This window comes from Pseudomonas sp. Eth.TT006 (assembly GCF_054456575.1).
Genome location: NZ_JBTJEN010000002.1, coordinates 545,031 through 571,718, shown reverse-complemented (window position 1 = coordinate 571,718; position 26,688 = coordinate 545,031). Strand labels below are relative to the sequence as shown.

General features: G+C 61.5%; 27 protein-coding genes. 18 read left to right on the top strand and 9 right to left on the bottom strand.

The features are described 5' to 3' along the window. Positions 1 to 60: 60 nt before the first annotated feature. Positions 61 to 2,205 carry an ATP-dependent DNA helicase DinG gene (dinG, locus tag ACXR0M_RS05830; RefSeq protein WP_458830751.1) on the bottom strand — a complete coding sequence of 715 codons (2,145 nt, stop codon included), beginning with the start codon at positions 2,203 to 2,205 and terminating at the stop codon, positions 61 to 63. A gap of 99 nt (positions 2,206 to 2,304) precedes the next feature. On the opposite strand from dinG, the gene ACXR0M_RS05825 reads away from it, so the two are divergent. Continuing rightward, entirely contained in the window at positions 2,305 to 2,769 is a 465-nt protein-coding gene (locus ACXR0M_RS05825; RefSeq protein WP_458830749.1) for a CopD family protein, read from the top strand. Between the two features lie 152 nt (positions 2,770 to 2,921). Here the strand turns inward: ACXR0M_RS05825 and ACXR0M_RS05820 are convergent, their stop codons facing one another. The 4 genes from ACXR0M_RS05820 to ACXR0M_RS05805 all read right to left on the bottom strand — a co-directional run bounded on the left by ACXR0M_RS05820 (position 2,922) and on the right by ACXR0M_RS05805 (position 5,619). Next, the gene (locus ACXR0M_RS05820) at positions 2,922 to 3,680 is read right to left on the bottom strand and encodes a collagen-like protein (protein ID WP_458830747.1); all 759 of its coding nucleotides are present in this window, start codon (positions 3,678 to 3,680) and stop codon (positions 2,922 to 2,924) included. Then, entirely contained in the window at positions 3,673 to 3,948 is a 276-nt protein-coding gene (locus ACXR0M_RS05815; protein ID WP_458830746.1) for a DUF1145 domain-containing protein, read from the bottom strand. Before ACXR0M_RS05815 ends, ACXR0M_RS05820 begins: the two co-directional genes overlap by 8 nt. Positions 3,949 to 4,110: 162 nt before the next feature. After that, a complete protein-coding gene (locus ACXR0M_RS05810) occupies positions 4,111 to 4,833 on the bottom strand; it encodes an OmpA family protein (RefSeq protein ID WP_458830744.1) in 723 nt (240 codons plus the stop codon). A gap of 90 nt (positions 4,834 to 4,923) precedes the next feature. Beyond that, positions 4,924 to 5,619, bottom strand: coding sequence for an OmpA family protein (locus tag ACXR0M_RS05805; protein ID WP_458830742.1), 696 nt, complete (start codon positions 5,617 to 5,619; stop codon positions 4,924 to 4,926). A 197-nt stretch (positions 5,620 to 5,816) separates the two neighbouring features. Here ACXR0M_RS05805 and ACXR0M_RS05800 point away from each other — a divergent pair, with 197 nt between their 5' ends. The 4 genes from ACXR0M_RS05800 to ACXR0M_RS05785 all read left to right on the top strand — a co-directional run bounded on the left by ACXR0M_RS05800 (position 5,817) and on the right by ACXR0M_RS05785 (position 7,597). Further along, positions 5,817 to 6,314 (top strand): DUF6231 family protein, encoded by a 498-nt coding sequence (locus ACXR0M_RS05800; RefSeq protein ID WP_458830740.1) that lies wholly within the window; start codon positions 5,817 to 5,819, stop codon positions 6,312 to 6,314. 4 nt (positions 6,315 to 6,318) lie between these two features. Beyond that, positions 6,319 to 6,795: a YchJ family protein gene (locus ACXR0M_RS05795; RefSeq protein WP_458830738.1), complete on the top strand. Its 477-nt coding sequence runs from the start codon at positions 6,319 to 6,321 to the stop codon at positions 6,793 to 6,795. 107 nt (positions 6,796 to 6,902) lie between these two features. Then, positions 6,903 to 7,397: an LEA/WHy family protein gene (locus ACXR0M_RS05790; protein WP_458830736.1), complete on the top strand. Its 495-nt coding sequence runs from the start codon at positions 6,903 to 6,905 to the stop codon at positions 7,395 to 7,397. Next, on the top strand, positions 7,394 to 7,597 hold the full coding sequence (locus tag ACXR0M_RS05785; RefSeq protein WP_003198420.1) for an SEC-C metal-binding domain-containing protein: 204 nt from the start codon (positions 7,394 to 7,396) through the stop codon (positions 7,595 to 7,597). Before ACXR0M_RS05790 ends, ACXR0M_RS05785 begins: the two co-directional genes overlap by 4 nt. Positions 7,598 to 7,746: 149 nt before the next feature. On the opposite strand, the gene ACXR0M_RS05780 is transcribed toward ACXR0M_RS05785, so the two are convergent. After that, positions 7,747 to 8,304 carry a cysteine hydrolase family protein gene (locus tag ACXR0M_RS05780; RefSeq protein WP_458830733.1) on the bottom strand — a complete coding sequence of 186 codons (558 nt, stop codon included), beginning with the start codon at positions 8,302 to 8,304 and terminating at the stop codon, positions 7,747 to 7,749. 341 nt (positions 8,305 to 8,645) lie between these two features. Here ACXR0M_RS05780 and ACXR0M_RS05775 point away from each other — a divergent pair, with 341 nt between their 5' ends. The 10 genes from ACXR0M_RS05775 (at position 8,646) to pdeM (ending at position 21,896) form a co-directional block, all read left to right on the top strand. After that, positions 8,646 to 11,096 carry a penicillin acylase family protein gene (locus ACXR0M_RS05775; RefSeq protein WP_458830731.1) on the top strand — a complete coding sequence of 817 codons (2,451 nt, stop codon included), beginning with the start codon at positions 8,646 to 8,648 and terminating at the stop codon, positions 11,094 to 11,096. Between the two features lie 189 nt (positions 11,097 to 11,285). After that, the gene (locus tag ACXR0M_RS05770) at positions 11,286 to 12,320 is read left to right on the top strand and encodes a ligase-associated DNA damage response exonuclease (protein WP_458830729.1); all 1,035 of its coding nucleotides are present in this window, start codon (positions 11,286 to 11,288) and stop codon (positions 12,318 to 12,320) included. Further along, positions 12,317 to 14,005 carry an ATP-dependent DNA ligase gene (locus tag ACXR0M_RS05765; protein WP_458830727.1) on the top strand — a complete coding sequence of 563 codons (1,689 nt, stop codon included), beginning with the start codon at positions 12,317 to 12,319 and terminating at the stop codon, positions 14,003 to 14,005. Before ACXR0M_RS05770 ends, ACXR0M_RS05765 begins: the two co-directional genes overlap by 4 nt. Before the next feature lie 388 nt (positions 14,006 to 14,393). After that, positions 14,394 to 15,176: a transporter substrate-binding domain-containing protein gene (locus ACXR0M_RS05760; protein WP_008083900.1), complete on the top strand. Its 783-nt coding sequence runs from the start codon at positions 14,394 to 14,396 to the stop codon at positions 15,174 to 15,176. 56 nt (positions 15,177 to 15,232) lie between these two features. Next, positions 15,233 to 15,961: an ABC transporter permease gene (locus tag ACXR0M_RS05755; RefSeq protein ID WP_458830725.1), complete on the top strand. Its 729-nt coding sequence runs from the start codon at positions 15,233 to 15,235 to the stop codon at positions 15,959 to 15,961. Continuing rightward, entirely contained in the window at positions 15,958 to 16,668 is a 711-nt protein-coding gene (locus ACXR0M_RS05750) for an ABC transporter permease (RefSeq protein ID WP_458830723.1), read from the top strand. Before ACXR0M_RS05755 ends, ACXR0M_RS05750 begins: the two co-directional genes overlap by 4 nt. 10 nt (positions 16,669 to 16,678) lie before the next feature. After that, a complete protein-coding gene (locus ACXR0M_RS05745) occupies positions 16,679 to 17,797 on the top strand; it encodes a succinylglutamate desuccinylase/aspartoacylase family protein (RefSeq protein ID WP_458830721.1) in 1,119 nt (372 codons plus the stop codon). Between the two features lie 13 nt (positions 17,798 to 17,810). Continuing rightward, positions 17,811 to 18,575: an ABC transporter ATP-binding protein gene (locus ACXR0M_RS05740; protein WP_458830718.1), complete on the top strand. Its 765-nt coding sequence runs from the start codon at positions 17,811 to 17,813 to the stop codon at positions 18,573 to 18,575. 178 nt (positions 18,576 to 18,753) lie between these two features. Beyond that, positions 18,754 to 21,240: a ligase-associated DNA damage response DEXH box helicase gene (locus ACXR0M_RS05735; protein WP_458830716.1), complete on the top strand. Its 2,487-nt coding sequence runs from the start codon at positions 18,754 to 18,756 to the stop codon at positions 21,238 to 21,240. After that, positions 21,240 to 21,896, top strand: coding sequence for a ligase-associated DNA damage response endonuclease PdeM (gene pdeM / locus ACXR0M_RS05730; protein WP_458830714.1), 657 nt, complete (start codon positions 21,240 to 21,242; stop codon positions 21,894 to 21,896). Before ACXR0M_RS05735 ends, pdeM begins: the two co-directional genes overlap by 1 nt. 44 nt (positions 21,897 to 21,940) lie before the next feature. Here pdeM and ACXR0M_RS05725 read toward each other — a convergent pair whose 3' ends face one another. Together ACXR0M_RS05725 and dcd are read right to left on the bottom strand one after the other, a co-directional pair. Next, the gene (locus ACXR0M_RS05725) at positions 21,941 to 22,150 is read right to left on the bottom strand and encodes a hypothetical protein (RefSeq protein ID WP_458830712.1); all 210 of its coding nucleotides are present in this window, start codon (positions 22,148 to 22,150) and stop codon (positions 21,941 to 21,943) included. A 104-nt stretch (positions 22,151 to 22,254) separates the two neighbouring features. Beyond that, positions 22,255 to 22,821 (bottom strand): dCTP deaminase, encoded by a 567-nt coding sequence (gene dcd, locus ACXR0M_RS05720; protein ID WP_003222308.1) that lies wholly within the window; start codon positions 22,819 to 22,821, stop codon positions 22,255 to 22,257. Between the two features lie 354 nt (positions 22,822 to 23,175). Between dcd and ACXR0M_RS05715 the strand changes: the two genes are divergently transcribed. Further along, on the top strand, positions 23,176 to 23,385 hold the full coding sequence (locus ACXR0M_RS05715) for a cold-shock protein (RefSeq protein ID WP_002554837.1): 210 nt from the start codon (positions 23,176 to 23,178) through the stop codon (positions 23,383 to 23,385). A gap of 154 nt (positions 23,386 to 23,539) precedes the next feature. Here ACXR0M_RS05715 and ACXR0M_RS05710 read toward each other — a convergent pair whose 3' ends face one another. Then, a complete protein-coding gene (locus tag ACXR0M_RS05710; RefSeq protein ID WP_458830707.1) occupies positions 23,540 to 24,547 on the bottom strand; it encodes a DUF481 domain-containing protein in 1,008 nt (335 codons plus the stop codon). 133 nt (positions 24,548 to 24,680) lie between these two features. Between ACXR0M_RS05710 and ACXR0M_RS05705 the strand changes: the two genes are divergently transcribed. Both ACXR0M_RS05705 and ACXR0M_RS05700 read left to right on the top strand, forming a co-directional pair. Beyond that, positions 24,681 to 25,064 (top strand): MGMT family protein, encoded by a 384-nt coding sequence (locus ACXR0M_RS05705; protein WP_458830820.1) that lies wholly within the window; start codon positions 24,681 to 24,683, stop codon positions 25,062 to 25,064. Positions 25,065 to 25,107: 43 nt separating this feature from the next. Then, a complete protein-coding gene (locus ACXR0M_RS05700; protein ID WP_458830706.1) occupies positions 25,108 to 26,667 on the top strand; it encodes an AmpG family muropeptide MFS transporter in 1,560 nt (519 codons plus the stop codon). The last annotated feature ends 21 nt before the right edge of the window (positions 26,668 to 26,688 follow it).

Sequence of the window (26,688 nt, the reverse complement as noted above, 5' to 3'; positions counted from 1 at the left end):
CAATGGAAAAGCATGGCAGAGAGATAGACAACGCGGCGGGCAAAACTGCCCACCGTTGTCTCAGGATATTTCACGACGGAAAGGCGGCAACGCATTGAGGATCGCCTTGCCGTAGCGCTGGGTGACCAGCCGCCGATCGAGCAAGGTGATGGTGCCGCGGTCTTCTTCGGTGCGCAGCAGACGGCCGCAGGCCTGGACCAGTTTCAGCGAGGCGTCGGGCACCGAGATTTCCATGAACGGATTGCCGCCACGGGCTTCGATCCATTCCGACAGCGCGGCCTCAACCGGATCGTCCGGCACCGAGAACGGGATCTTGGCGATCACCACGTGTTCGCAGTACGCCCCCGGCAAATCCACGCCCTCGGCGAAGCTGGCGAGACCGAACAACACGCTGGAATCGCCGCCATCAACGCGCGCCTTGTGCTTGTTCAGGGTTTCCTGTTTCGACAGGTTGCCTTGAATGAACACTTGCTTGCGCCAGTCGCGGTCAAGACCGTCGAACACGTCCTGCATCTGTTTGCGCGAAGAGAACAACACCAACGTACCGCGCGAACCTTCGACCAGATCCGGCAGTTCACGAATGATCGCGGCGGTGTGAGCGGCTGCATCGCGCGGGTCGGCGTTCAGGTCCGGGACCCGCAGCACGCCGGCGTCGGCGTGATGGAACGGGCTCGGCACCACGGCGGTGACGGCTTTTTTCGGCAGGCCGGCGCGCATTCGGAAGCGGTCGAAGGTGCCCAGCGCGGTCAGCGTCGCCGACGTCACCAGACAGCCATAGGCCACGTTCCACAGGCTGCGGCGCAAGGTTTCGGCGGCGAGAATCGGGCTGGCGTTGACCTCGATGTCGAACAGAGAACCGCTTTCCGCCAGCGTCAGCCAGCGGGCCATCGGCGGGCTGTCTTCCGGGTCTTCGGCGGTAAACGCGGTCCACAGTTCCCAGTTGCCCGAAGCACGCGACAACAGGCTGCCGAACAGCGGGTACCACTCTTCGGCCTGATTGCTGGCAATGCCGATGTTGACCTCGCCGTCCATGCCTTCCTTGAGCAGGTCGGTCAGCCGGGTGAACAAATCGTTGAGCCGCGAATAGCCCTTTTTCAGCTCGATGCCCATTTCGCGCATGTGCTCGGGAATCACCCCGCCGACAAAACGATGCCGCGGCCGTTCGCGCCCTTCGACGTCTTCACCGGGTTTGAAATCGGCGATCTGCTCACACGCGGTGAACATGAACTGCTGCTGGGTCTTGATCTCCCGCGCCAGCTCCGGCACCTGCTCGATCAGCTTGCCGAGATCCCCCGGCAACGGATGCTGGGCCAGCAGTTTGGTGAGGTTCTTGGCGGTGGTTTCCAGCCAGTCGGCGGTGGAACGCAGGCGCGTGTAATGGGCGAAATGGCCGATGGCCTTGTCCGGCAGGTGATGGCCTTCGTCGAACACGTAAATGGTGTCGCGCGGATCGGGCAAAACGGCGCCGCCGCCCAAGGCCAGGTCAGCCAGCACCATGTCGTGGTTGGTGACGATCACGTCAACCTTGCCCATGCCTTCGCGCGCCTTATAGAACGCGCATTGGCCGAAGTTCGGGCAATGCCGGTTGGTGCATTGACTGTGATCGGTGGTCAGGCGCGCCCAGTCGGCGTCTTCCAGCGCATTGGGCCAGCTGTCGCGGTCGCCGTCCCATTTATTGCCGGCGAGCTTCTCGATCATGCTGGTGAACAGCTTCTGACTGGCCTCATCGACCTCGATCTTGAAGCCTTCTTCTTCGAACAGCTGTGCGGTGGCGGTTTGCGCGTGGCCTTCCTGCAGCAGCATGTCGAGCTTGGACAGGCACATGTAGCGGCCACGGCCCTTGGCCAGGGCGAAACTGAAGTTCAGCCCGCTGTTGCGCATCAGGTCGGGCAAGTCCTTGTAGACGATCTGCTCTTGCAGGGCGACGGTCGCGGTGGCGATGACCAGACGTTTGCCGGCCAGCTTCGCCGTCGGAATCGCCGCCAGGCTGTAGGCCACGGTCTTGCCGGTACCGGTGCCGGCTTCCACCGCGACAATCGCGGGGTCGCCACTGCGCCGGCCTTCGTCGTCGGTGTCGATATCCCCAAGGACTTTGGCGACTTCGGCGATCATCAGACGCTGGCCGTAGCGCGGTTTGAGGCTCTTGGCTTCAAGAAAACGCGAATAGGCGCCCTGGATCGTGGTTTTGAGTTCAGTGCTGATCATTAAGTGTCGGGGCGCAAAAACGCTGGATAAATTTTCAGTGGTTTCGGATGGCGGCTATCATACCCCGCTAATCAATCCCGCGCAGAACGGAGTGACCCAATGACACCTTTTAGCCTCGTTTATCCACTGCATGTGCTGTCTGCCCTGGTCTGGGTCGGCGGCATGTTTTTCGCCTGGATGGTCCTGCGCCCCGCGGCGGTAAAGGCCCTCGACGGCCCTGCCCGCCTGACCCTGTGGGTGGAAGTGTTTCAAGGTTTTTTTCGCTGGGTCTGGGTCGCGGTGATCCTGTTGCCGATCAGCGGCGTGGGCATGCTGCATTTGCAGCAGATCGGTTTCGAGACCGCGCCGAAGTATGTGCAGGTGATGATGGGGCTCTACGTGGTGATGACCGCGCTGTTTATCCGCATTCAGGGCTTGATGCTGCCGGAATTGCGCAAGGCTGTTGAAGCCAAGGACTGGCCGACGGGTGCGGCGGTGCTGGGGCGGATTCGTCGGGTGGTGGGGATTAATCTGATTGTCGGGCTGGTGTTGGTGGCGATTGCGGCGGCGAGGCCGATGTTCTGACCCAAACCATTTCTAATGCTGTAAACGCTGTTGTGGTGAGGGGATTTATCCCCGATGGGCTGCGGAGCAGCCCCACTTTTGAATAAAAAACGGGACCGCTGCGCAGTCCATCGGGGATAAATCCCCTCACCACAATTGAGAAGTGTCGTGTTTTACAGACGCTGGATGGTCACCGCCCCCGCCGCCCCCACTGGCCCAGGCTGACCATCAGCCCCGGCCTTGCCGTTCTTGCCGCCATCGGCGCGATACACCAGGCATCCTTTGGATTTGCCGCCCTTGCCAGCCTTGCCGCCAACCCCCGCCGGGCCACCGGCACCGCCGGCGACGTTGACCTTGATCAGCTCGGCCGGAAACTCGCGCGGCACTTCCAGGCGCACCAGCGCGCCGGGCGCACCGGGTTGGCCGTCGCTGCCGTTACTGCCGTCAAAACCGTGTCCGGCCGAACCATAGGTGCAGCCCGGGTCTTCACCGTTACCGCCATCGAGGCCGACGAAACCCGGCGCACCGGTACCGCCGCGAGCATCCACAAACAGTTTTGGCGCGTTCAACGCCTTGAACTGCAAATTCAGATTGCGCCCGGCACGGGCGGCTTTTTCATAGGTGCCCGGCGCGCCGCGAGCGGTGATCAGGCTGCCTTCGGACAGTTCGGCACGGCTGACTTTCATGTCCAGCGCCTGTTCGCTCGGAACAATCGCAATGCGCGCTTCATGGCCCAGACGCAATTCGCCGACGCTCAGCTCGGTGACATTGGCCGGAATCAACAAGGTGCCATAGTCGGCCACTTCCAGCCGTTCCAGTTGCAAGGTGCTGGCGGTGTTGGGCAGACGCATCAGCGAGTTGGGTTCGACGCTGACCACTTGGGCACAGGCCAGGGGACTGATGAATGCAGCGAGCAGGCAAAGTTTACGCATGGGAAGTAGCCTCCGGAGCGGCCGGGGCCGGGATGGTTTGCAGGTGGAAAACGCCGAACAGCAGGATTCGCAGACGGTCACGCCACGGATTGGGACGTCCCTTGAGGCGGCAGAACAACATCTCCAGCACGTGCAGCGCCAGCAACAGAGCGCCGGCCAGATTGACCAGAGCATGCAACGGATGCACAAACGGCAGCAGCAGATTGACCACCACCACGCACCAGAACAGCAGGGTCAGCAAACGCCCCAGCCCCCAGAAAACCTTCATACGCTCCCCCGTCTCGGAATTATTCTTTGGGCGCACAGTAACGGCTTAAGCGGGGGATAAGCCAGAGGGGCAAAAGAAAAAACTTTTGTCAGTCGTCGGATGGCTGCCGGTTCGACGATGATCGTCGCCCGGCAGCTCTAGCCTGCGGACTACAGACAAGTCCTAGCGATTGATATGCAACTCCACCCGACGGTTTTTCGCCCGTCCTTCATCCGTCGCGTTGTCGGCTACCGGCTCGCTCTCGCCGCGCCCTTCGCTGGTCAGTTTGCCCGGTTCCAGGCCCTGGCTCAGCAGATAGGCGGCGACGCTGCTGGCGCGGCGCTCGGACAATGCCTGGTTATAGGCATCGGAACCTTTGCTGTCGGTATGACCGATGACCTTGATGCTGACCACATCGGCGTTGCGCAATTTGTCCATCAGCGTATCGAGCTGGGCCTTGGCGGCAGGGGTCAAGTCCGACTTGTCGAAATCGAACAACACATTGCCGGCATCGCTGAGGGTGATGACTTCCGATTGTGGCGCCGGTTCGGGGGCTTTGACGCTGGCCGGATATTGCGGCAACGGGCAACCGCGATGATCGACCGGGGTATTGGCCGGGGTGTCCGGGCAACGGTCGCGGCGGTCGAACACGCCATCGCCGTCCTCATCGCCGTCCTGGGCATAGCAGATCAGCCCGCCAGTCAGAATCCCCAGCGCCGCGCCGCCGCCGGCCCAGCCACCACTTTCAATGGCGCCAAGACCGCCGCCGACCAGCCCGCCGATCAGGCTGCAGATTGGCCACGTACGTTGATTGAGGGGTGCAGTGCCATCGCTGTGCGTGGCGCAGCCGGTGAGCAAGCTGCCCAGCAGCAGCACCGGCAAGACGGACCTTGAGAAAACAGTCATTGTGAAAGCTCCTGTGTCACCGGCCCATACCGGTTACACAGGAGTAAAGACCCGCATCCGCGACTGCACAAGCCGCGGATGCGAGAGGGGCTAGCGGACGATTTTGATTTCGGTACGACGGTTCTGTGCGCGACCGTCAGCGGTTTTGTTATCTGCCACTGGCTGGCTTTCACCCATGCCCGATACCGAGACGAAGCTGGCATGCGGCACACCTTGCTGGATCAGGTATTCCACCACCGAGTGCGCACGACGATCCGACAGTTTCTTGTTGTAGGCATCGCTGCCGACGCTGTCGGTGTGGCCGGTCACAGTCAGTTGCGCCGTGGACGACTCTTGTTTCAGGCGCGTGGCAACTTTATCCAGCACCTGTTTGTCGGAGCCGGTCAGGGTGGCCTTGTCGAACTGGAAGTGCACATCGCGGATCACGATGGTTTCTTCCTTGACCACCACCGCCTCTTCTACCACCGGCGCCGGGGCGGGTGGAGGGCAACCGTTGGCGTCGACCTGCACGCCTTTAGGCGTGTGCGGGCACTTGTCGCGACTGTCCGGCACACCGTCGCCATCTTCGTCGCCATCACCGTGCACCCAGCAATAGGCCGCTGCGGTACCACCGACCAGCAGTGCGCCATAACCGGCCCACGCCGAACTTTCCGTCGCGCCGAGACCGGCACCGACGACACCACCGACCGCCGCACAGGTCGGCCAGTCGGTTTTCTGCAAACCTGCGCAACCAGTCAACACACTGGTTAGCAGAATCAAAGGTAATGCTGTCCGAACTATGCTCATCTGGTTTTCTCCTGAGGGATCGGCTTAGAACCGATTCACGGAGTAAAGACCGGAGTTTTAATCTCCGCCAGCGATAGGCCATCGGCATTTGAGAGCATGTTCACAGTGCTTCGGCACTTTTGCTGCACGCGGCAAATCGGGGTCTAGGCCGGATCCGTCTGGCGCGCTAGTCTTGGCGATCTGATTGAGGAGCTTCGATGAACGTCGCCATTTCTTCGCGCACGCCGCAACAGGCGCTGGCTGCTTTACTGGATCGCTATGCCCCGGCGCGTCTGCTGCTGATCGGCGCCAGCGAATTTCCGGCGCTCGCCGCCTTCAAGCAGGCGCACCCGGACTGCTGCGTCGCCCACGCCGCGCCCGGTGCGCTGCCCGCCGAACTGGCGGCGCGGCGCTTTGACCTGGCGCTGGTGGTCGATTGCCTGGAGCATCTGCCCAAGCGCGACGGTCTGAACCTGCTGGGCGGGATCCGCAACCTCAACGCCAGCCGCATCGCGGTGCTGGCGGACCTGGCGGCCAGCGGTTGGGAGGCCACCGATTTCTACTCGCTGGCGCTGCAGGCCAGCGAGCGCTTCCAGCGCGACGAGCAGGTGCTGACCCTGTTCACCTACGATCTGCTTGATTACAAACAAGTCCCCGACTGGCTCAACTCGCGGTTCTGGGCCAATCCGGAAAACTTCGGGAAATACTGGTGGTAATGCAATGAGTACAGCCATTTGCCCGTGCGGCAGCGGCAACCTGCTGGAAGCCTGCTGCGGCCATTATCACGCCGGCCATCCGGCCCCCTGCGCCGAAGCACTGATGCGTTCGCGCTACAGCGCCTACGTGCTGGGACTGATCGATTATCTGGTGGCCACCACCCTGCCCGCGCAGCAGGCGGGGCTGGATCGCCAATCGATCAGCGCCTGGAGCGCGCAGAGCACCTGGCTCGGCCTTGCCGTGGAAAGTTCGGAAGTGTTCGGCGGCCAGCCCGAGCACGCCTTCGTCACCTTCACCGCACGCTGGCACGACAGCCAGGGCGAACACAGTCACCGCGAGCGTTCGTCGTTTGTGCAGAACAGCGGGCGCTGGTACTTCATTGATCCGACCGTGCAGTTGAAGCTCGGGCGCAATGATGCGTGCCCTTGTACGAGCGGGCAGAAGTTCAAGAAGTGCTGTGCCGGGTATTTCGGCGGGTAAGATCAAAAGATCGCAGCCTGCGGCAGCCCCTACACCGATCCCCTGTAGGAGCTGCCGCAGGCTGCGATCTTTTTAGCGTCTAGACTGGCTGCAAAAGGAGTTCAACCATGCTCGGTCGTTGGCGCACTTTCCAGCTCTTCACCCTGATGCTGATCCTGAACCTCGGCGGTTGCGCCTCATGGTTCAGCGATGACAGCGTCGAGCCGGCCGTGCACCTGGTGAAAGTCGAGGTGGTGCGAGCCAAGCTGCTCGAGCAGAAATTCATCCTGCACTTTCGCATCGACAACCCCAACGACAGCGACCTGACCGTGCGCGGCATGGAGTACCGCGTGCAGCTGGCGGACTTGCTGCTGGCCGAGGGCGAGCATGAGCACTGGATCACCGTGGGCCCGAAAAGCAGCGCGTTCTACCGGATACCGATCCGCACCAATCTTTGGCCGCGTGTGAAAGACGTGGTGAAAATGCTGAAAAGTCCGCAGCAGCAGGTGCCCTATCGACTGCAAGGCGAGATGGAAACCGGTTTATTCATCGCTCACTACGTGCACCTGGAGCGCAATGGCGTGATAATCCCCGCCGATTTAATTCCGGAGCACAACCGATGACTCAGCAACCTCATGTCCATGGCCCTGACTGCAACCACGATCATGACCATCATCACGATCACGACCATGGTCATGTCCACGGCCCGAACTGCGGCCACGCCCACCAGGAACCGGTGCGCAACGCCCTGAAAGACGTCGGCCGCAACGACCCTTGCCCATGCGGCAACGGCAAGAAATTCAAGAAGTGCCACGGCGCCTGATGCGTCGGGCGAAGTTCTTCTTCGCCTGACAGACCGCCATCGCGAGCAGGCTCGCTCCTACAGTTGACCGCGTTCTCCACGTTGAAATGCGCTTAAATTGTAGGAGTGAGCCTGCTCGCGATGGCGGCGGCACATTCATCCCAAAATGCTCAGATCGCCGCCAGAATCTGCTTCGCGCTGACCACCGTCGCATACTCCCCGTGCAAATTCCCCAGCGACATCCCGTGCACTTCCTCAGCCGTACGCGGCGTGCCGAAATATTCAGCCTTGTCAAAGGTGAAGCACGCATCCTCCGCCACCCACGCCTCGAACCCCAGATTGCCCGCCGTGCGCGCGGTGGACTCCACCGAATTGTTGGTTGCCACGCCGACAATGATCAATTGCCTGATCCCCGCTTCACCCAAGCGTGCTTCGAGACCGGTGGCGCAAAACGCATCCGGCACCTGTTTCTTGATCAGCCATTCGCCGGCCTGCGGCAAAAACCGTTGCTGAAACTCCACCCCTGACTGTTCGGGCCAGAACACCGAATCCGGTTCACGCGAAAGGTGCTGCACATGAATCACCGGCCGCCCACTGCGACGCCATGCTCTGAGTAAATCGAGCATGCGCTCCTCAGCCTGCGGGTTATTCCGCCGACCCAGGCGCGGTTCGAGAATCCCTTGTTGCTGGTCGATGATGATCAGTGCGGCGTTGGCCTGGAGCTCCATGGCGATTGTTCTCGAGCGGGGGCAGTGGTTTTTTCGCAGTTCAGCATCACCAGCACTTATTAAGCAAGCCATCAAACACGCCTGATTAAAGCGCTTTGTGGCGAGGGGATTTATCCCCGATGGGCAGCGAAGCGGCCCCAAACCTGCCATCTCGGTGGGTCAGCCCTGTCTCGATTGCAGGAATCAGGGCCGCTTCGCTGCCCATCGGGGATAAATCCCCTCACCACAGGTTCTGTCACACCTCACAAATAAGTGTGCCCCCCGCTTGCGCGGCCACCTCCCGCTCACTAACGTAGCGCCTTTATTGCGCCCCCAGCCTCTACCCCCGCAGGAGCTTTGCCATGGCCTCGCCAGCCCTTACACATTTTTTTCCCCGGTTCGGCGTTGCCGCAGCAGTGACCGGTGTCTTGAGCCTGTCCGGGTGCCAGACCTGGAACGCTCAGGACACCCTCCCGCCGACCTCCGGCGTGCAAGCGCTCAAGGGCCTGGCGCAGAACGTTTCGGTGCGGCGCAATGCCATGGGCATGCCGTTGATCGAAAGCAACAGCTTCCACGACGCGCTGTTCACCCTCGGCTACGTCCACGCCAGCGACCGCATCAACCAGATGGTCACCCTGCGCCTGCTGGCTCAGGGGCGTCTGGCGGAAATGTCCGGTGCGTCGATGCTCGACGCCGACCGCTACATGCGTGCGGTCAACCTGAAGAAAAGCGCCGACGAGCTGTACAAGGCCTCGTCGCCACGCCTCAAGCGTTTCTTTGAAGTCTATGCGCGGGGCGTCAACGCCTACCTGTTCCGCTACGCCGACAAACTGCCGGGCGACCTCGCCGCCAGTGGCTACAAGCCGGAATACTGGAAACCAGAAGATTCGGCGCTGATCTTCGCGCTGCTGAATTTCAGCCAGTCGGCCAACCTGCCGGAAGAGATTTCTTCGCTGGTGCTGGCGCAAACCGTGAACAGCGACAAACTCGCCTGGCTGACACCGTCCGCTCCCGATGAAAACCTGCCGCTGGCCGAGGCCGACAAGCTGCAAGGCCTCAAGCTCAACGGGCAGATCCCCGGCTTGAGCGAACTGAGCAACGCCAGCCAGCAATTGGCGACGCTGAATCCGCTCGGCAGCAGCACGTCGAACAACTGGGCCATCGCCCCGCAACGCAGCCGCAGCGGCAAGAGCCTTCTCGCCAGCGACAGCCACGGCCCACTGACCGCGCCGTCGTTGTGGACTTTCGTGCAGATCCGCGCGCCGAAATATCAGGCCGCCGGCGTCACCGTTGCCGGTTTGCCGATGGTCCTTGGCGGTTTCAACGGCAAAGTCGCGTGGAGCGCCACCAGCGTGCTCGGCGACAACCAGGACCTGTTCCTGGAAAAAATCCGTCGCCAGGGCAGCAGCCTGACCTACGAGGTCAACGGCAAATGGCAGCCACTGGGCGTGCGCAACGAAACCTATTTCGTCAAAGGCCAGCGGCCGATTCGCGAAGCGGTGTACGAAACCCGCCACGGTGCGCTGCTCAACAGCGCCCAGGCCGCAGCGCAAGGCAACGGTTTTGGCCTGGCCTTGCAGACCCCGAGTTTCACTGACGACAAATCGCTGGACGCGTTTTTTGATCTGACCCGCGCGCAGAACGTTGAACGCGCTTCGGACGCCAGTCGTGAGATCCGCGCCATCGCCCTGAACATGGTGTTCGCCGACGCCAGCAATATCGGCTGGCAGGTCACCGGGCGCTTCCCCAATCGTCGCGAAGGCGAAGGCTTGCTGCCATCGCCGGGCTGGGAAGGTCGCTACGACTGGGACGGTTACGCCGACCCGATGCTGCATCCATACGATCAGGACCCGAGCCAGGGCTGGCTCGGCACCGCCAACCAGCGAGTCATTCCTCACGGCTACGGCATGCAGTTGTCCAACTCGTGGGCCGCGCCGGAGCGTGGCGAGCGTCTGGCCGAACTGGCCGGCAGCGGCAAACAGGACGGTCGCAGCGTGATCGCCATGCAGTACGACCAGACCACCACCTTCGCTGCCAAGCTGAAGAAAATGTTCGAAGCGCCGGGCATGAAGCAGCCGCTGAAACAGGCAATCGACGCCTTGCCGGACGCTGACCGCAGCAAGGCGCGCGAGGCGTTCACCCGGTTGATGGCGTTCGACGGCAAGCTCAGCCCGAGCTCCGCCGACGCGGCGATCTATGAGCTGTTCCTGCAGGAAAGCATGAAGCAGATCTTCCTCGACGAACTTGGTCCCGAGTCGAGCCCGGCGTGGAAAGCCTTTATCGCCAATGGCGACTTGTCCTACGCGGCGCAAGCCGACCACCTGCTCGGCCGCGAGGACAGCCCGTTCTGGGATGACTTGCGCACGCCGCAGAAAGAAGACAAAGCGGTGATACTCGCGCGCAGTCTGGCCGCGGCGATCAGCGCCGGCGACAGCCAGTTGGGTGGCGATCACAAGGCCTGGCAGTGGGGCAAACTGCACAGCTACACCTGGACCAACGCCAATGGCCAGAGCGTTCGCGGACCACTCGCCGCCGGCGGCGATCACACCACGCTCAACACCGCAGCGTTCGCCTGGGGCAAGGACTTCACCACCACCCGCGCGCCGTCGATGCGTTTCATCGTCGACTTCAGCCAGAGCGAGCCGCTGATGGGGCAGAACGGCAGCGGCCAGTCCGGCAACCCGGCCAGCCCGAACTACCTCAACGGCATCGATGCCTGGCTCAAGGGCCAGTACATCGGCTTGCCGATGCAGCCGCAGAATTTTGACCGGGTGTATGGCAAGACGCGGTTGACCCTGACACCGGGCAAATAAACACAGCCCCCCTGTAGGAGCGAGCCTGCTCGCGATCGCGGTACAGCAGTGACATTTTCCGTCACTGACACACCGATATCGCGAGCAGGCTCACTCCTACAGGGGCTTTGTATCGTGCTGAAAAAATCGATAGAACTTCCAGACTCGCCCCAGCCTCATAGCTAACAAGCCCTCCATTCTGGTAACGACATGGACCTTGTTATCGCCCGCCCCGAAGGTCTGTATTGCCCTGCCGGGGATTTCTATATTGATCCGTGGCGCCCGGTCGAGCGCTCGGTGATCACCCATGCCCACGGCGACCATGCCCGTACCGGCAACCAGCATTATCTGGCCAGCAGCGCCAGCGAAGGGATCTTGCGCGCACGTCTGGGTCAGGACATCAATCTGCAAACCCTCGCCTACGGTCAGCGTCTGACCCATCACGGTGTCACCCTGAGTTTTCATCCCGCCGGCCATGTGCTCGGCTCGGCGCAAGTGCGCCTGGAATACGGCGGCGAGGTCTGGGTCGCGTCCGGTGACTACAAGGTCGAACCCGATGGCACCTGCGCGCCATTCGAACCGGTGCGCTGCCACACCTTCATCACCGAATCGACGTTCGGCCTGCCGATCTATCGCTGGCAGCCGCAAGCGCAGATCTTCAGCGAGATCAACCAGTGGTGGCAGGCAAACATCGCCGCCGGCAAGGCCAGCGTGTTGTTCTGTTATTCGTTCGGCAAGGCCCAGCGCATCCTGCATGGCATCGACGCCAGCCTCGGGCCGATCCTCAGTCATGGCGCGGTGGAGCCGCTGAATCGGGTCTACCGCGAGGCCGGGGTGTACCTGCCACCAACGATCTACGCCGGCGATGTGAAGAAGTCCGACCCGATCATGCGTCAGGCACTGGTGATCGCCCCGCCCTCGGCCGGCGGCAGCACCTGGATGCGCCGCTTCGGCGACTTCAGCGACGCGTTTGCCAGTGGCTGGATGCGTTTGCGCGGGACTCGTCGGCGGCGTGGCGTCGATCGCGGCTTCGTGCTGTCGGACCACGCCGACTGGCCCGGCCTGCTCTGGGCCATCAACCAGACCGGCGCCGAACGGGTGATGGTCACCCACGGCTCAATCGGCGTACTGGTGCGCCATCTGCGTGAACAAGGTCTGGATGCCCAGGGGTTCAACACCGAATACGGCGACGACGAAGAGGAAAACATCGACGCCCAACCCGTGATCGCCGAGGTGCACGCATGAAAGCCTTCGCCGAGTTGTACGCCGAACTCGACGCCACCACCTCGAGCAACGCCAAACTGGCGGCGATGCAAAACTACTTCGCCCAGGCGGCACCGCAGGACGCGGCGTGGGCGGTGTACTTTCTGTCCGGTGGCCGCCCGCGGCAACTGGTGCCGGTGCGCATCCTGCGCGAATTGGCGGTCGAGGTGTCCGGCCTTGAGCCTTGGCTGTTCGAGGAGAGTTATCAGGCGGTCGGCGATCTGGCGGAAACCATTTCGCTGGTGCTGGCGGAAAATCCGCACAGCTCCGAGGCCGGTCTGGCCGAATGGATCGAAGACAAACTGCTGCCGCTGCGCGGGGAAACCCCGGAATACCTTGCTCGCCAGTTGCCTGCACTATGGGCGCAACTGGACCGGCCAAGCCTGATGCTGTGCATCAAATTGATCACCGGCAGTTTCCGCGTCGGCGTGTCGAAACTGCTGGTCACCCGCGCCCTGGCGTCGATGGCCGGCCTCGACAGCAAACGCGTGGCGCAGCGGCTGGTGGGCTACACCGACCTGTCGAACCGGCCGAACGCCGCCAGTTACCTGAAACTGATCGCGGCGGAATCCGCCGACGAACATGCGCAGCGTGGCGGCCAGCCCTACCCGTTTTTCCTGGCGCATGCCTTGGCGCAGCCGGTCGAAGAGTTCGAAGGGCTGTTGGGGCCAGCGAGTAACTGGCAGGTGGAATGGAAGTGGGACGGCATTCGCGCGCAGGTGGTCAAGCGCGACGGGCGACTGTGGGTCTGGTCGCGCGGTGAAGAACTGGTGACCGAACGCTTTCCCGAGTTCGACACGTTGGTGCACAGTTTGCCTGACGGCACGGTGATCGACGGCGAGATCGTAGTCTGGAAAAGCACCCACCCGACTACCGAAGACGCCTTCGATCCGCAATCCACCGAACCACCCGCCGTGCAACCGTTCGCCCTGCTGCAACAACGCATCGGCCGCAAGACCCTCGATAAAAAGATCCTCGAAGAGGTGCCGGTTGTGCTGCTCGCCTACGACTTGCTGGAATGGCAAGGCGAGGACTGGCGCAACCACCCCCAGGCCGAACGGCGGGCGCAACTGGAAGACGTCATTGCCCGCAGTAACAACCCGGTGTTACTGCCCTCGCCAGTGCTCACCGGCAGCGACTGGTTCGACCTCGCCCGCCAGCGCGAGGCATCCCGGCGACTGGGGGTCGAGGGCATGATGCTCAAGGCCCGCGATGCCTTGTATGGCGTGGGCCGGACCAAGGACATGGGCGTGTGGTGGAAGTGGAAGGTCGATCCGTTCAGCGTCGATGCGGTGCTGATCTATGCCCAGCGCGGGCATGGCCGGCGTGCCAGCCTGTACAGCGATTACACCTTCGCGGTGTGGGACGGTCCGCCCGAGTCCAGCCAACGCACCCTGGTGCCGTTCGCCAAGGCCTATTCGGGGCTGACCGATGAGGAAATGCGCCAGGTCGACAGCATCGTGCGCAAGACCACCGTGGAAAAATTCGGCCCGGTCAGCAGCGTCAAGCCGAGTCTGGTGTTCGAACTGGGTTTCGAAGGCATCGCCCTGTCGCGCCGGCACAAAAGCGGCATCGCCGTGCGCTTCCCGCGCATGCTGCGCTGGCGGCAGGACAAGAGCGTGGATGAGGCCGATAGCCTGGCGACCCTGCAGGATCTGCTGGCCTGACCGGGTTTTCCGGGACACAACACCTTCATTGGATGCCCCCCTGTGGTGAGGGGATTCATCCCCGATCGGCTGCGCAGCAGCCGCAAAACCTCACCTGCCATTTACCCGCAAGATGGCTTAGGGACAGCTTCGCTATCCATCGGGGATAAATCCCCTCACTACAGGCTCTTTCAGCCACGAGGATCAACTGCCCCGAACCAACTTGGTGCACTCTACTTCACCCATACATCTCCACGCACCAATCCCTCTCACCGCTCCCGCCCCCAACCTTTTAAAACACTTGTTCGGGACTCTGGTTCGGAAATTGCTACTTTCTATAGGTCGTACGCGTTGCAGTAACAATAATTCTGCGCCACAAGCGCTCATATTGGTTCTTAGGGATTGAATAATGAAAAAAGCATTGCTTACCCTTTCTGCACTGGCGTTGTGCATGGCCGCCGGCTCCGCGCTGGCCAAGGAATATAAAGAGCTGCGCTTTGGCGTTGACCCTTCCTACGCACCGTTCGAGTCGAAAGCGGCCGACGGCAGCCTGGTGGGCTTCGACATCGACCTGGGCAACGCGATCTGCGCCGAGCTGAAGGTCAAGTGCAAATGGGTTGAAAGCGACTTCGACGGCATGATTCCGGGCCTCAAGGCCAATAAATTCGATGGCGTGATCTCGTCGATGACCGTGACCCCGGCCCGTGAAAAAGTCATCGACTTTTCCAGCGAGCTGTTCTCCGGCCCGACCGCCTACGTGTCGAAAAAAGGTTCTGGCATCACCGCAGACGTCGCGTCGCTGAAAGGCAAAACCGTCGGCTACGAGCAAGGCACCATTCAGGAAGCCTACGCCAAAGCCGTACTCGACAAGGCCGGCGTGAAAACCCAAGCCTATCAAAACCAGGATCAGGTGTACTCCGACCTGACTTCCGGCCGTCTCGACGCCGGTATACAAGACATGCTGCAAGCCGAACTGGGCTTTTTGAAGTCGCCACAGGGCGCTGACTATGACGTGAGCAAGCCGGTCGACAACGAGTTGCTGCCAGCCAAAACCGCTGTCGGTATTAAGAAAGGTAACACTGAGCTGAAAGCGCTTTTAGATAAAGGTATCAAAGCGTTACACGATGACGGCAAATACGCCGAGATTCAAAAGAAACACTTTGGCGATCTGAATCTGTACAGCGGCAAATAATGTCCCGGCGCCCATCCTCGATGGGCGCCTTTTCCATCCGCTCAGGTTGCTGATTTATGTTCGAAAACCTCTTACAAAATCTGGGGCTCTCCGCCTTCAGCCTAAAGGGCTTCGGTCCTTTGCTGCTGGAGGGCACCTGGATGACCATCAAATTGTCGGCGTTGTCGCTTCTGGTGGCCGTGTTGCTCGGTCTGCTCGGCGCCAGTGCCAAACTGTCAAAAATCAAATTGCTGCGCCTGCCCGCCCAGCTCTACACCACGCTGATTCGCGGGGTGCCGGATCTGGTGCTGATGCTGTTGATCTTTTACAGCCTGCAAACCTGGCTGACGAGCCTGACCGATTACATGGAATGGGAATACATCGAAATCGACCCGTTCAGCGCCGGGGTACTGACCCTCGGTTTTATCTATGGTGCTTACTTCACCGAAACCTTCCGTGGCGCAATCCTTGCCGTGCCGCGCGGACAGGTTGAAGCCGCCACCGCGTATGGCCTCAAACGCGGCCAGCGCTTTCGCTTTGTGGTGTTTCCGCAAATGATGCGTTTCGCCCTGCCGGGCATTGGCAACAACTGGATGGTGATGCTCAAGGCCACCGCGCTGGTGTCTATCATTGGCCTGGCCGACCTGGTCAAAGCTGCGCAGGACGCCGGCAAAAGTACCTATCAGCTGTTTTACTTTCTGGTCCTCGCCGCGTTGATCTATCTACTGATTACCAGTGCTTCGAACTTCATTCTGCGCCGGCTCGAACGCCGCTACGCCGCTGGTGCCCGGGAGGCCGTACGATGATCGAACTTCTGCAGGAATACTGGCGCGCCTTCCTTTATACCGACGGCCAGAACATCACCGGTCTGGCGATGACGATGTGGCTGCTCAGTGCCTCGATCTTCTTTGGTTTCCTTGTCTCGATTCCGTTGTCGATCGCACGCGTCTCGAGCCACTTTTACATTCGCTGGCCGGTGCAGTTCTATACCTATCTGTTCCGTGGCACGCCGCTATATATCCAGTTGCTGATTTGCTACACCGGAATCTACAGCCTCGCCGCCGTACGCGCCCAGCCGTTGCTCGACAGCTTCTTTCGCGATGCGATGAACTGCACGATCCTCGCGTTTGCCTTGAACACCTGCGCTTACACTACGGAGATTTTCGCCGGGGCGATCCGCAGCATGAACCATGGCGAAGTCGAAGCGGCCAAGGCCTATGGCCTGACGGGCTGGAAGCTGTACACCTACGTGATCATGCCCTCGGCGCTGCGCCGTTCGTTGCCGTATTACAGCAACGAAGTGATCCTGATGCTGCACTCGACCACCGTAGCGTTCACCGCGACCATCCCCGACATCCTGAAAGTCGCGCGGGACGCCAACTCGGCGACCTTCCTGACCTTTCAGTCGTTCGGCATCGCCGCGCTGATCTACCTGACCATCACCTTTGCGCTGGTCGGTCTGTTCCGCCTCGCCGAACGCCGATGGCTGGCCTTCCTCGGGCCGTCCCACTAGGAATTTTGTAATGCGACACCAGATCCATGACCTGCTGGCCCCGGTGCCGGGGACCGCACGCCAGATCCACAGCTTCCACTTCGGCCCGGAGCAGGCCCAAGGCAAGGTCTACATCCAGTCCTCGCTGCATGCCGACGAACTGCCCGGCATGCTCGTGGCCTGGCACCTCAAGCAGCGCCTGGCGGAGCTGGAAGCCGCCGGGCGCCTGCGCAGCCAGATCGTGCTGGTGCCGGTGGCCAACCCGGTCGGCCTCGAACAAGTGCTGATGGATGTACCGCTGGGCCGCTATGAGATGGAGAGCGGGCAGAATTTCAATCGCTGGTTCATCGACCTCAGCGAAGAGATCGGCAACGACATCGAAGGCCAGCTTGGCGATGACCCGCAACGCAATCTTGAGCTGATCCGCGCCAGCCTGCGCAGCGCCCTCGCCCGCCAGACACCCGCCACGCAACTGCAATCGCAGCGCCTGGCCCTGCAACGGCTGGCGTGCGATGCCGACATGGTGCTGGATCTGCACTGTGATTTCGAATCCGTGGTGCACCTTTACACCACCCCGGAGGCGTGGCCGCAGGTCGAGCCGCTGGCGCGTTACCTCGAGTCCCAGGCCAGCCTGCTGGCCACCGACTCCGGCGGCCAGTCGTTCGACGAATGCTTCACCCTGCTCTGGTGGCAATTGAAGGAGCGCTTTGGCGACCACTTCGAGATTCCACTGGGCAGTTTCTCGGTGACCGTGGAGTTGCGCGGTCAGGGTGACGTCAATCACCCGCTGGCCAGCCGCGACTGCCAGGCACTGATCGATTACCTGATCCAGTTCGACGCCATCGTCGGCGAGACCAAGCCGCAGCCACCCTTGCCGTACCCCGCCACGCCGCTGGCCGGGGTTGAACCGGTGACCACCCCGGTGGGCGGCTTGCTGGTGTACAGCGCCACGGCCGGGCAATACCTGCAGGCCGGGCAACAGATTGCCGAAATCATCGACCCGATCCACGACCGGGTCACCCCCATTTATTGCACTGCCGCCGGCCTGCTGTACGCCCGCTCGCTGCGGCGCATGGCCACTGCTGGCATGGTGATCGCCCACGTGGCGGGCGCCGAAGCCTATCGCAGCGGCTACCTACTTTCGCCTTGAGGATGTCTGTCCCATGTACAAATTGACCGTTGAAGGCCTGCACAAAAGCTATGGCGACCATCAGGTGCTCAAAGGCGTTTCGCTCAAGGCCAAGACCGGCGACGTGATCAGCCTGATCGGCGCCAGCGGCTCGGGCAAAAGCACGTTTCTGCGTTGCATCAACTTCCTCGAACAACCCAACGACGGCGCCATGAGCCTCGACGGCCAGCCGATCCGCATGGCCACCGACCGCCACGGCATGCATGTCGCCGATCCGAATGAGCTGCAGCGCCTGCGTACGCGCCTGGCGATGGTGTTCCAGCATTTCAATCTGTGGAGCCACATGACCGTGCTGGAAAACATCACCATGGCCCCGCGCCGGGTGCTGGGTTGCAGCAAGCAGGAAGCCGAAGAGCGCGCCCGGCGTTATCTGGACAAGGTCGGCCTGCCGGCGCGGGTCGCCGATCAGTACCCGGCGTTTCTCTCCGGCGGCCAGCAACAGCGGGTGGCGATTGCCCGCGCGCTGGCGATGGAACCGGAAGTGATGCTGTTCGACGAACCGACCTCGGCCCTCGACCCGGAACTGGTGGGTGAAGTGCTGCGAGTGATTCAGGGCCTGGCCGAGGAAGGCCGGACGATGATCATGGTCACCCACGAAATGAGCTTTGCGCGCAAAGTCTCCAGCCAGGTGCTGTTCCTGCATCAGGGCCTGGTGGAAGAAGAAGGCGCGCCGGAAGACGTGCTGGGCAATCCGAAAAGCGAACGGCTGAAGCAGTTCCTCAGCGGCAACCTCAAGTAACGCTAATCCCTGTAGGAGCTGCCGCAGGCTGCGATCTTTTGATCTTGGGTTCTATAACCAAAATCAAGATCAAAAGATCGCAGCCTGCGGCAGCTCCTACATTGATTGCGGTGTTTTTAAACCTTTCGCATGTCCGCGTGGTCACTGGAAGAACCCTTCCAGAGCGTGCGCAGCAGGCATGGCGACATCCCCCGACCTCGCAAAAACCTGGTTCAGCGCACGCGGCTGGAAGCCGTTCGCCTTTCAAAAGCAGGTGTGGAGCGCGGTCAAACGCGGTGAATCGGGGCTGCTGCATGCCAGCACCGGTGCCGGTAAAACCTACGCGGTGTGGTTCGCGGCGCTCAACCGCTTCGCACGCCTTAAGCCTCCAGTCGCAGCCCCCAAAAAACGCAAAGCCCCCGCCGAACCGTTGACTGTGTTGTGGATCACCCCGATGCGCGCGCTCGCCGCCGACACCGCCCGCGCCTTGCAAGGGCCGGTCAGCGATTTACAGCTTCCGTGGAGCATCGGCCTGCGCACCGGCGACACCAGCAGCGCCGAACGCGCGCGTCAGGGCCGGCGCCTGCCAACCACGTTGATCACCACCCCGGAAAGCCTGACCCTGCTGCTGGCCCGCGCCGACGCCAAAACCGCGCTGGCGAGCCTGCGCATGATCGTCGTGGATGAATGGCACGAATTGCTCGGCAACAAGCGCGGCGTGCAACTGCAACTGGCATTGGCGCGCCTGCGTCATTGGCAACCCGAGCTGATCGTGTGGGGCGTGTCCGCCACCCTCGGTAATCAATCCCACGCCGAACAGGTGCTGATCCCACAGGGCGGCGGCGTCACCGTGCAGGGCCAAAGCGACAAAACCCTGCAGGTCGACACCTTGATCCCACCGGCCATCGAACGTTTTCCGTGGGCCGGGCATATCGGTCTGAAGATGCTGCCGCAAGTGGTCGCCGAACTGGACACCTGCGCCAGCAGCCTGGTGTTCACCAATACCCGGGCGCAGTCGGAAATCTGGTATCAGGCGTTGCTTGAAGCCCGGCCGGACTGGGCCGGACTGATCGCGCTGCACCACAGCTCACTGTCCCGCGAGACCCGCGACTGGGTGGAACAGGCGTTGAAGGACGGGCTGCTGAAAGCGGTGGTCTGCACCTCGAGTCTGGATCTGGGCGTGGACTTTCTGCCGGTGGAGCGCGTGCTGCAAATCGGCTCAGCAAAAGGCGTGGCGCGGCTGATGCAGCGGGCCGGGCGCTCCGGTCACGCGCCCGGGCGCAGCTCGCGGGTGACGCTGGTGCCGACCCACAGCCTGGAGCTGCTGGAGGCCGTCGCCGCGCGCGATGCCGTGGAGCAAAGGCGCATCGAACCGCGCCTGTCACCGTACAAGCCGCTGGACGTGCTAGTGCAGCATCTGGTCAGCATGGCCTTGGGCGGTGGCTTTATTCCCGAAGATCTGTACGAAGAAGTCCGTGGCGCCTGGGCTTATCGTGACCTGACGCCGGCGGATTGGGCCTGGGCGCTGGCGTTCGTACGCCACGGCGGGTTTTCGCTGACGGCGTATCCGGACTACCGAAGGGTCGAACCGGACGAACACGGCGTGTGGCGTGTCCCCGATGCGCGGCTCGCGCGCCGTCACCGGATGAGCATCGGCACCATCGTCAGCGATGCGAGCATCAATCTGAAGTTCTGGAGCAAGGGTGGCGGCGGCAAGCAATTGGGCAGCGTCGAGGAAGGCTTTATTGCGCGACTGAAGCCGGGCGACGGCTTTCTGTTTGCCGGGCGTCTGCTGGAGCTGGTGCGGGTGGAAAACATGACCGCTTACGTCAAACGCAGCACCGCGAAAAAAGCCGCTGTGCCGCGCTGGAATGGCGGGCGCATGCCACTTTCCAATGAGCTGGCCGCTGCGGTGGTCAGCCGCTTCAGCGCCGCTGCGCAAGGTGAGTTCAGCGGGCCGGAAATGCACGCGCTGCAACCGTTGCTGCACACTCAGGCGCGCTGGTCGGGACTGCCCACCACCGAGAACCTGCTGGCAGAAGTGCTGAAGTCGCGCGAGGGCTGGCACCTGTTTCTCTACCCGTTCGCCGGACGCCAAGTGCACTTGGGGCTCGCCAGTCTGTTGGCATGGCGGGTGAGTCAGCGCCAGCCGCTGACGTTCTCGATCGCGGTCAACGACTACGGCCTGGAACTGCTGAGCGCCACGCCAGTCGATTGGTCCGAACAACTTGATGCCGCGCTGCTCAGCCCGGAGCATTTGCTGGCCGATGTGCTGGCCAGCCTGAATGCAGGAGAGTTGGCGCTGCGGCGCTTTCGTGAAATCGCCCGAATCGCCGGGCTGGTGTTCGCCGGTTACCCCGGCGCGCCGAAAAGCACCCGTCAGGTTCAGGCCTCCAGCGGGCTGTTTTTCGAGGTGTTCAAACAATATGACGCCGACAACCTGCTGCTAGCCCAGGCCGGGGAAGAAGTCCTACGGGAAGAGCTGGATATTCGTCGACTGGAACAGACCCTGGAACGGATCAACCACATGAAACTGGACCTGCACCTGATCAAACGCCCAACACCGCTGGGCTTTCCGCTGCTGGTAGAGCGCATGCGCGAAAGCATGAGCTCGGAAAAGCTCGCCGACCGGATCAGACGGATGGTCGGCGATCTGGAGCAATCCGCCGACAAGGGTAGCGCCTGATGAGCAGCGGTTACCCGGTGCGGCTGGCGGGCGAAGAACTCTGGCTGCTGCCGGAAAAAGCCCTGTACTGGCCGGCACAGGAGGCACTGCTGATTGCCGACGTGCATTTCGGCAAAGCCGCGGCCTATCGCAGTCTCGGCCAGCCGGTGCCGCTGGGGACCACGGCGGCAAACATCGCGGTACTCGACCGTCTGCTGGAGAAATTGCCTTGTCGCCTACTGATATTCCTCGGCGACTTCCTGCACGGCCCCGGCTCGCATGCCCCTGGCACCTTGAATGCGCTGGCGCAATGGCGCGCCCGCCACGCCAATCTGCCGATGACGCTGATTCGCGGCAACCACGACAAACGCGCCGGTGACCCACCCGCCTCGCTGAATATCCGCGTGGTGCCGGAGCCGCTATTGCTGGGGCCATTCGCCTTGCAACACGAACCTGACCCGCATCCCGAACGCCATGTACTGGCAGGCCACGTACATCCGGTCTATCGGCTGCATGGCCGCGGGCGGCAGAGTTTGCGTCTGGCCTGCTTCAGACTCGGCGAGCGCCTGAGTCTGCTGCCGGCGTTTGGCGCTTTCACTGGCGGCTATCAGGTCGAAAAGGATGCGCAGTGCAGGATTTTCGTCATCGGCGATGGCGAAATATGGCCTGTCAGCTGAGGTTTTGCGCAACCACAGCGGACAGGCCATTCATTCAGACGGGATCAGGCGACAGGCGCCGGTGGCGGTTCGTCCGGTAGCACCGGTTCGCCCGGCTCGGTGGGTTGTTCGTTGGGAGTATCGGGATCAGGTTGACCGGGAATTCCGCCGGCCATCTGCATGGCCGGATGCGCCAGCAGGGACCAGGCCAGGACGCCCACCTGATTGGGCTCAAGCCTTGCCAGCTCGGCGGTGATATGCGGATCGATCTTCATGGAACCTCCTCGGCGAAGGCCCGCTTTTGCACAAACAAAAAACGGGCAGTACACCCTCATAGAGTGTCTGCCCGCCAAAGAATTCCCGAAAACCGCCGGATGGATCAGGTCCGCGGCAGGGTCACGCCACGCTGGCCCTGATATTTGCCGCCACGGTCCTTGTAGGAAACTTCGCACTGCTCGTCCGATTCGAGGAACAGCATCTGCGCCACGCCTTCGTTGGCGTAGATCTTCGCCGGCAGGTTGGTGGTGTTGGAGAATTCCAGAGTCACGTGGCCTTCCCACTCAGGCTCGAGCGGGGTGACGTTGACGATGATGCCGCAGCGCGCGTAGGTGCTTTTACCCAGGCAGATGGTCAGGACATTACGCGGAATACGGAAGTACTCGACGGTGCTGGCCAGGGCGAAGGAGTTTGGCGGAATGATGCAGACGTCGCTGTGGATGTCGACAAAGCTGCCGGCGTCGAAGTTTTTCGGATCGACGATCGCCGAATTGATGTTGGTGAACACCTTGAAGTGGTTGGTGCAACGCACGTCGTAGCCGTAGCTCGACACACCGTAGGAGATCACCCGGCTGTCGTCGCTGCCGCGCACCTGGCGCTCGACGAAAGGCTCGATCATGCCGTGTTCCTGCGCCATGCGGCGAATCCACTTGTCCGATTTGATGCTCATGGCGGGGTGTCCTGAATAGCGAGGTGGAAAAAATCTGTCCGGCATCTTACCGGGCGCGCCGCCGGGTTCAAAGTCTGCGCTGCAATTCTCGGCGAACAGCCTGAAAAAACTGGCTCTGACGACGAAACGGCAGACCGCCGATCCTTAAAACAGTTATTCCTTCGCAAGAAGCATTGGCACGTTCCCGAAAAAGGGTTAAGGTGGCGTCACTGTGTTGCTTGTGTCACTGAGAATCTCTACACGATATGTTGAATTTCGATCCAACCATCTACAAGAATTTTTCCTGCTCTTTGCACTCAGTCTCGGCCAGGGTTCTTCCTGAGTCGCAGTTATCTTTGTTCAAGGAGTTACACCATGTCTAATCGCCAAACCGGTACCGTTAAGTGGTTCAACGATGAAAAAGGCTTCGGCTTCATCACTCCACAATCCGGTGACGACCTGTTCGTTCACTTCAAAGCTATCCAATCCGACGGCTTCAAAAGCCTGAAAGAAGGCCAACAGGTTTCTTTCATCGCTACCCGCGGTCAGAAAGGCATGCAAGCTGAAGAAGTACAAGTTATCTAACTTGTAGCTTCTTTAGAAAAGAGCCCCGCCCTCAAAAGCGGGGCTTTTTTGTGGGCGTGTGTTTTTCAGGCACAAAAAAGATCGCCGCCTGCGGCAGCTCTACAAGATGTTGATCTGTAGAAACTGCCGCAGCCGGCGATCTTTTGCTTCGGTCTTACCAGGCCACGCCAAACCCTGCGGTGTAGCGGGTCTTGTTCAAATCCGCATCCTTGGTACCGCTGATAATGTCACGCTCGGCCTTGAGGTTGAGCGACGCCCAGTCGGTAACCTTGTAACGCAGGCCCATCTCGGCATCCAGCGCGTAATTGGCCACGTCGGACAGCGGCTTGCCCAGTTCGCCGTTGGTGAAGAACTCGACCTTCTTGCCGATCAGGTAGCGGTTGTAATCCCACTTCATGGCGACCGAGTAGAAGTTGTCCTTGCCGCCATCGCTGTACTCGTAATCGGTACGGTTGAGCAGCGAACCCAGCGAGAACGCACCCAGCTCGTCATCCCAGAACTGGTAACCCGGACCGGTACCGACCACGCGTTGACGCGACAGCTCTTCGACGTAGTCACGTTTGTAGTTCAGACGCCCCTGCCAAAACCACTTGTCGGTCAGGAAACGGTCGAGGGCATATTCGGCGCGCCAGTTGTTGGTGGTGACCTGCTCGTCCTGCACCTCGCGGTTGTATTCGCCTTCAGCCGTGTGACGCCAGCGACCGTGACGCGCAGTGGTCTTGAAATCGACGTCGTAGTCGTCGGTGTCTTTTTCGGCGCGCTGATAATCCATGGCCAGACCGACGTTGCCCTTCCACACCAGATCCTCGACCACTGGTTTGGGCTTGAGGATCTGCTGGATGCTCGCCAGCTCCACGGTTTTCGGCGCTTCGCCGTTGGCCAGGGTGACCTTGCCGTCATCAGCCGCAGTCAGCGATTTGGCCTTTTCACCGGTGTAGGCGTCTTGCTTGACCAACAACTCCTGATCACTTTCCAGGGTCTTGACCTGTTTCCAGTCGATCGTGACCGCACCCGCGTACTGGGTCTGGATCAGCAATTTGCCGCCATCGAACAGGGAAATTTTGCCGCTGAGTTTGTCACCGTTCTTCAACCAGACGGTATCGGCAAGCAGGGGCGTGGACGCACTGAAGACAGCAAGGCACAGCAGGGTTCTGGACAACATAAGCGAATCGAGGGCTCAAGGTTGCAAAAAAGGGTCGGCATTATCCGTAGGAATAATCCACTGACAAGGACTGACCGAGCGATTTCCATTGAGTTCATTTCTCAATTGGCCCGCCACAGATTAGGCTGAGTGCATCCACAACCCATGTTCAGGAACCGCGCGCGTGACAGAGACAACCCGTGAGCCAGACAGCGAGGCGCAAATCCGACGCACGGCGCTCTACTCGACCCTGGCCCAGGTGCCGGAAGGCAAAGTCGTCAGCTATGGTCAGTTGGCCGAACTGGCGGGGCTGGGGCGTGCCGCGCGCTGGGTTGGCCGGACCCTGAGTCAGTTACCAGGTGACACCAAACTGCCGTGGCACCGTGTTTTGGGCGCCGGCGGTCGGATCAGCCTGCCACTGGGCAGCCCGTCAGGGGACGAACAACGCGCGCGGTTACGGGCTGAAGGCATCACCGTCCTGAACAATCGTGTGGATATTCAGCGCCATGGCTGGCGTCCGGTAGAGCACAGCGGTTAGAGTGCGCGCTTTGTTTTCGCAATTTTGAGGCAGACTTCAGCCCATGCCCCGTAAAACCTGGCGCGCCGCGCTCGCCGCCTATGCCAGTCCTTCGACGCTTGTGCTGTTGTTGCTCGGTTTCGCTGCCGGCCTGCCGTACATGCTGGTATTTTCCACGCTTTCAGTCTGGCTGCGTGAAGCCGGTGTGGCCCGTGAAACGATTGGCTATGCGAGCCTGATCGGCTTGGCGTATGCCTTCAAGTGGGTCTGGTCGCCGCTGCTCGACCAATGGCGCCTGCCTTTATTGGGCAAACTGGGCCGCCGTCGTTCGTGGCTGGTGCTGTCGCAGACGCTGGTGATCCTCGGCCTGATCGGCATGGGGTTCTGTGACCCGCAGAAACACTTGTCGTGGCTGATCGCGATTGCCGTCATCGTCGCCTTCGCTTCCGCGACGCAGGATATTGCGGTAGATGCCTATCGCCTAGAGATTGCTGACGACAGCCGGCAGGCCGCTTTGGCCGCCAGCTACATGTCCGGATACCGCGTCGCCGCCCTGCTCGCTACCGCGGGCGCGCTGTTTTTCGCTGAAGGCTTCGGTTCCACTGGCTTCAATTATCAGCATTCGGCCTGGACCGGAACCTATGCCCTGTTCGGCGTACTGATGGTTCCTGCCCTGCTGACTTCGCTGCTGATGCGCGAACCACCGGTGCCACTGCGCACGCAATTGCAGGCCGGCCGCTACAGCTTCGTGCATCAACTGGCCTCGGTCTTCGTGCTGATCGTGCTGCTGGTGTCCGTTCCGGCCATGTTCACCCAGCTTTACAACACCGATTTCGCCAGCGTGCTGTTCGGCAGCATGAGTCCGCTCGACCTGCTGCTGGAAGACCGAGCCTTCCTGCGCGCCATCCTCTACACCCTGCTCACCGGCCTGTGCCTGTCGACCATGGGCCGTCGCGGTCTGGCGCCGGTGCTGACTCCGGTCAACGACTTCATCGTGCGCTACCGCTGGCAGGCGCTGCTGTTGCTCGGGCTGATCGCCAGCTATCGGATGTCCGACACGGTAATGGGCGTGATGGCCAACGTGTTCTATATCGATCAGGGCTTCACCAAGGACCAGATCGCCAGCGTCAGCAAGATCTTCGGCCTGATCATGACCCTCGTCGGCGCCGGCATGGGCGGCCTGCTGATCGTGCGCTTCGGCATTCTGCCGATCCTGTTCATCGGCGGCGCGGCATCGGCGGCCACCAACCTGCTCTTTGTGATGCTGGCCGACATGGGGCCAAACCTGCAGATGCTGGTGGTGACCATTTCTCTGGACAACTTTAGCTCCGGGCTCGCCACCTCGGCGTTCGTCGCCTACCTGTCGAGCCTGACCAACCTGAAGTTCTCGGCGACCCAGTACGCCCTGCTCAGCTCGATCATGCTGCTGCTGCCGCGTCTGATCGGCGGTTATTCCGGGGTGATGGTCGAGAAGTTCGGCTACCACAGCTTCTTCATGATCACTGCCGCGCTCGGGGTACCGACGCTGCTGCTGATCGCCCTGCACTGGTTCCAGGAAAATCGCCGCGAAGGCCCCAAGCCAACGCCCGAGCCTGCAGCGACCTCTGTCGTGGAAGAGTCGTAGGACATTTCAGATACGGCGGGA

Bases quoted from the DNA above. Each gene is read 5' to 3' on its own strand.
- ACXR0M_RS05805 (WP_458830742.1), bottom strand. From the start codon at position 5,619: ATGAGCATAGTTCGGACAGCATTACCTTTGATTCTGCTAACCAGTGTG.
- ACXR0M_RS05760 (WP_008083900.1), top strand. From the start codon at position 14,394: ATGAAAAAAGCATTGCTTACCCTTTCTGCACTGGCGTTGTGCATGGCC.
- ACXR0M_RS05735 (WP_458830716.1), top strand. From the start codon at position 18,754: ATGGCGACATCCCCCGACCTCGCAAAAACCTGGTTCAGCGCACGCGGC.
- ACXR0M_RS05820 (WP_458830747.1), bottom strand. From the start codon at position 3,680: ATGCGTAAACTTTGCCTGCTCGCTGCATTCATCAGTCCCCTGGCCTGT.
- ACXR0M_RS05795 (WP_458830738.1), top strand. From the start codon at position 6,319: ATGAGTACAGCCATTTGCCCGTGCGGCAGCGGCAACCTGCTGGAAGCC.
- dcd (WP_003222308.1), bottom strand. From the start codon at position 22,821: ATGAGCATCAAATCGGACAAGTGGATTCGCCGCATGGCGCAGGAACAC.
- ACXR0M_RS05700 (WP_458830706.1), top strand. From the start codon at position 25,108: ATGCCCCGTAAAACCTGGCGCGCCGCGCTCGCCGCCTATGCCAGTCCT.
- ACXR0M_RS05755 (WP_458830725.1), top strand. From the start codon at position 15,233: ATGTTCGAAAACCTCTTACAAAATCTGGGGCTCTCCGCCTTCAGCCTA.
- ACXR0M_RS05815 (WP_458830746.1), bottom strand. From the start codon at position 3,948: ATGAAGGTTTTCTGGGGGCTGGGGCGTTTGCTGACCCTGCTGTTCTGG.
- ACXR0M_RS05810 (WP_458830744.1), bottom strand. From the start codon at position 4,833: ATGACTGTTTTCTCAAGGTCCGTCTTGCCGGTGCTGCTGCTGGGCAGC.
- ACXR0M_RS05775 (WP_458830731.1), top strand. From the start codon at position 8,646: ATGGCCTCGCCAGCCCTTACACATTTTTTTCCCCGGTTCGGCGTTGCC.
- ACXR0M_RS05710 (WP_458830707.1), bottom strand. From the start codon at position 24,547: ATGTTGTCCAGAACCCTGCTGTGCCTTGCTGTCTTCAGTGCGTCCACG.
- ACXR0M_RS05785 (WP_003198420.1), top strand. From the start codon at position 7,394: ATGACTCAGCAACCTCATGTCCATGGCCCTGACTGCAACCACGATCAT.
- ACXR0M_RS05725 (WP_458830712.1), bottom strand. From the start codon at position 22,150: ATGAAGATCGATCCGCATATCACCGCCGAGCTGGCAAGGCTTGAGCCC.
- ACXR0M_RS05800 (WP_458830740.1), top strand. From the start codon at position 5,817: ATGAACGTCGCCATTTCTTCGCGCACGCCGCAACAGGCGCTGGCTGCT.
- ACXR0M_RS05780 (WP_458830733.1), bottom strand. From the start codon at position 8,304: ATGGAGCTCCAGGCCAACGCCGCACTGATCATCATCGACCAGCAACAA.
- ACXR0M_RS05715 (WP_002554837.1), top strand. From the start codon at position 23,176: ATGTCTAATCGCCAAACCGGTACCGTTAAGTGGTTCAACGATGAAAAA.
- ACXR0M_RS05770 (WP_458830729.1), top strand. From the start codon at position 11,286: ATGGACCTTGTTATCGCCCGCCCCGAAGGTCTGTATTGCCCTGCCGGG.
- ACXR0M_RS05745 (WP_458830721.1), top strand. From the start codon at position 16,679: ATGCGACACCAGATCCATGACCTGCTGGCCCCGGTGCCGGGGACCGCA.
- ACXR0M_RS05790 (WP_458830736.1), top strand. From the start codon at position 6,903: ATGCTCGGTCGTTGGCGCACTTTCCAGCTCTTCACCCTGATGCTGATC.
- dinG (WP_458830751.1), bottom strand. From the start codon at position 2,205: ATGATCAGCACTGAACTCAAAACCACGATCCAGGGCGCCTATTCGCGT.
- pdeM (WP_458830714.1), top strand. From the start codon at position 21,240: ATGAGCAGCGGTTACCCGGTGCGGCTGGCGGGCGAAGAACTCTGGCTG.
- ACXR0M_RS05765 (WP_458830727.1), top strand. From the start codon at position 12,317: ATGAAAGCCTTCGCCGAGTTGTACGCCGAACTCGACGCCACCACCTCG.
- ACXR0M_RS05740 (WP_458830718.1), top strand. From the start codon at position 17,811: ATGTACAAATTGACCGTTGAAGGCCTGCACAAAAGCTATGGCGACCAT.
- ACXR0M_RS05825 (WP_458830749.1), top strand. From the start codon at position 2,305: ATGACACCTTTTAGCCTCGTTTATCCACTGCATGTGCTGTCTGCCCTG.
- ACXR0M_RS05750 (WP_458830723.1), top strand. From the start codon at position 15,958: ATGATCGAACTTCTGCAGGAATACTGGCGCGCCTTCCTTTATACCGAC.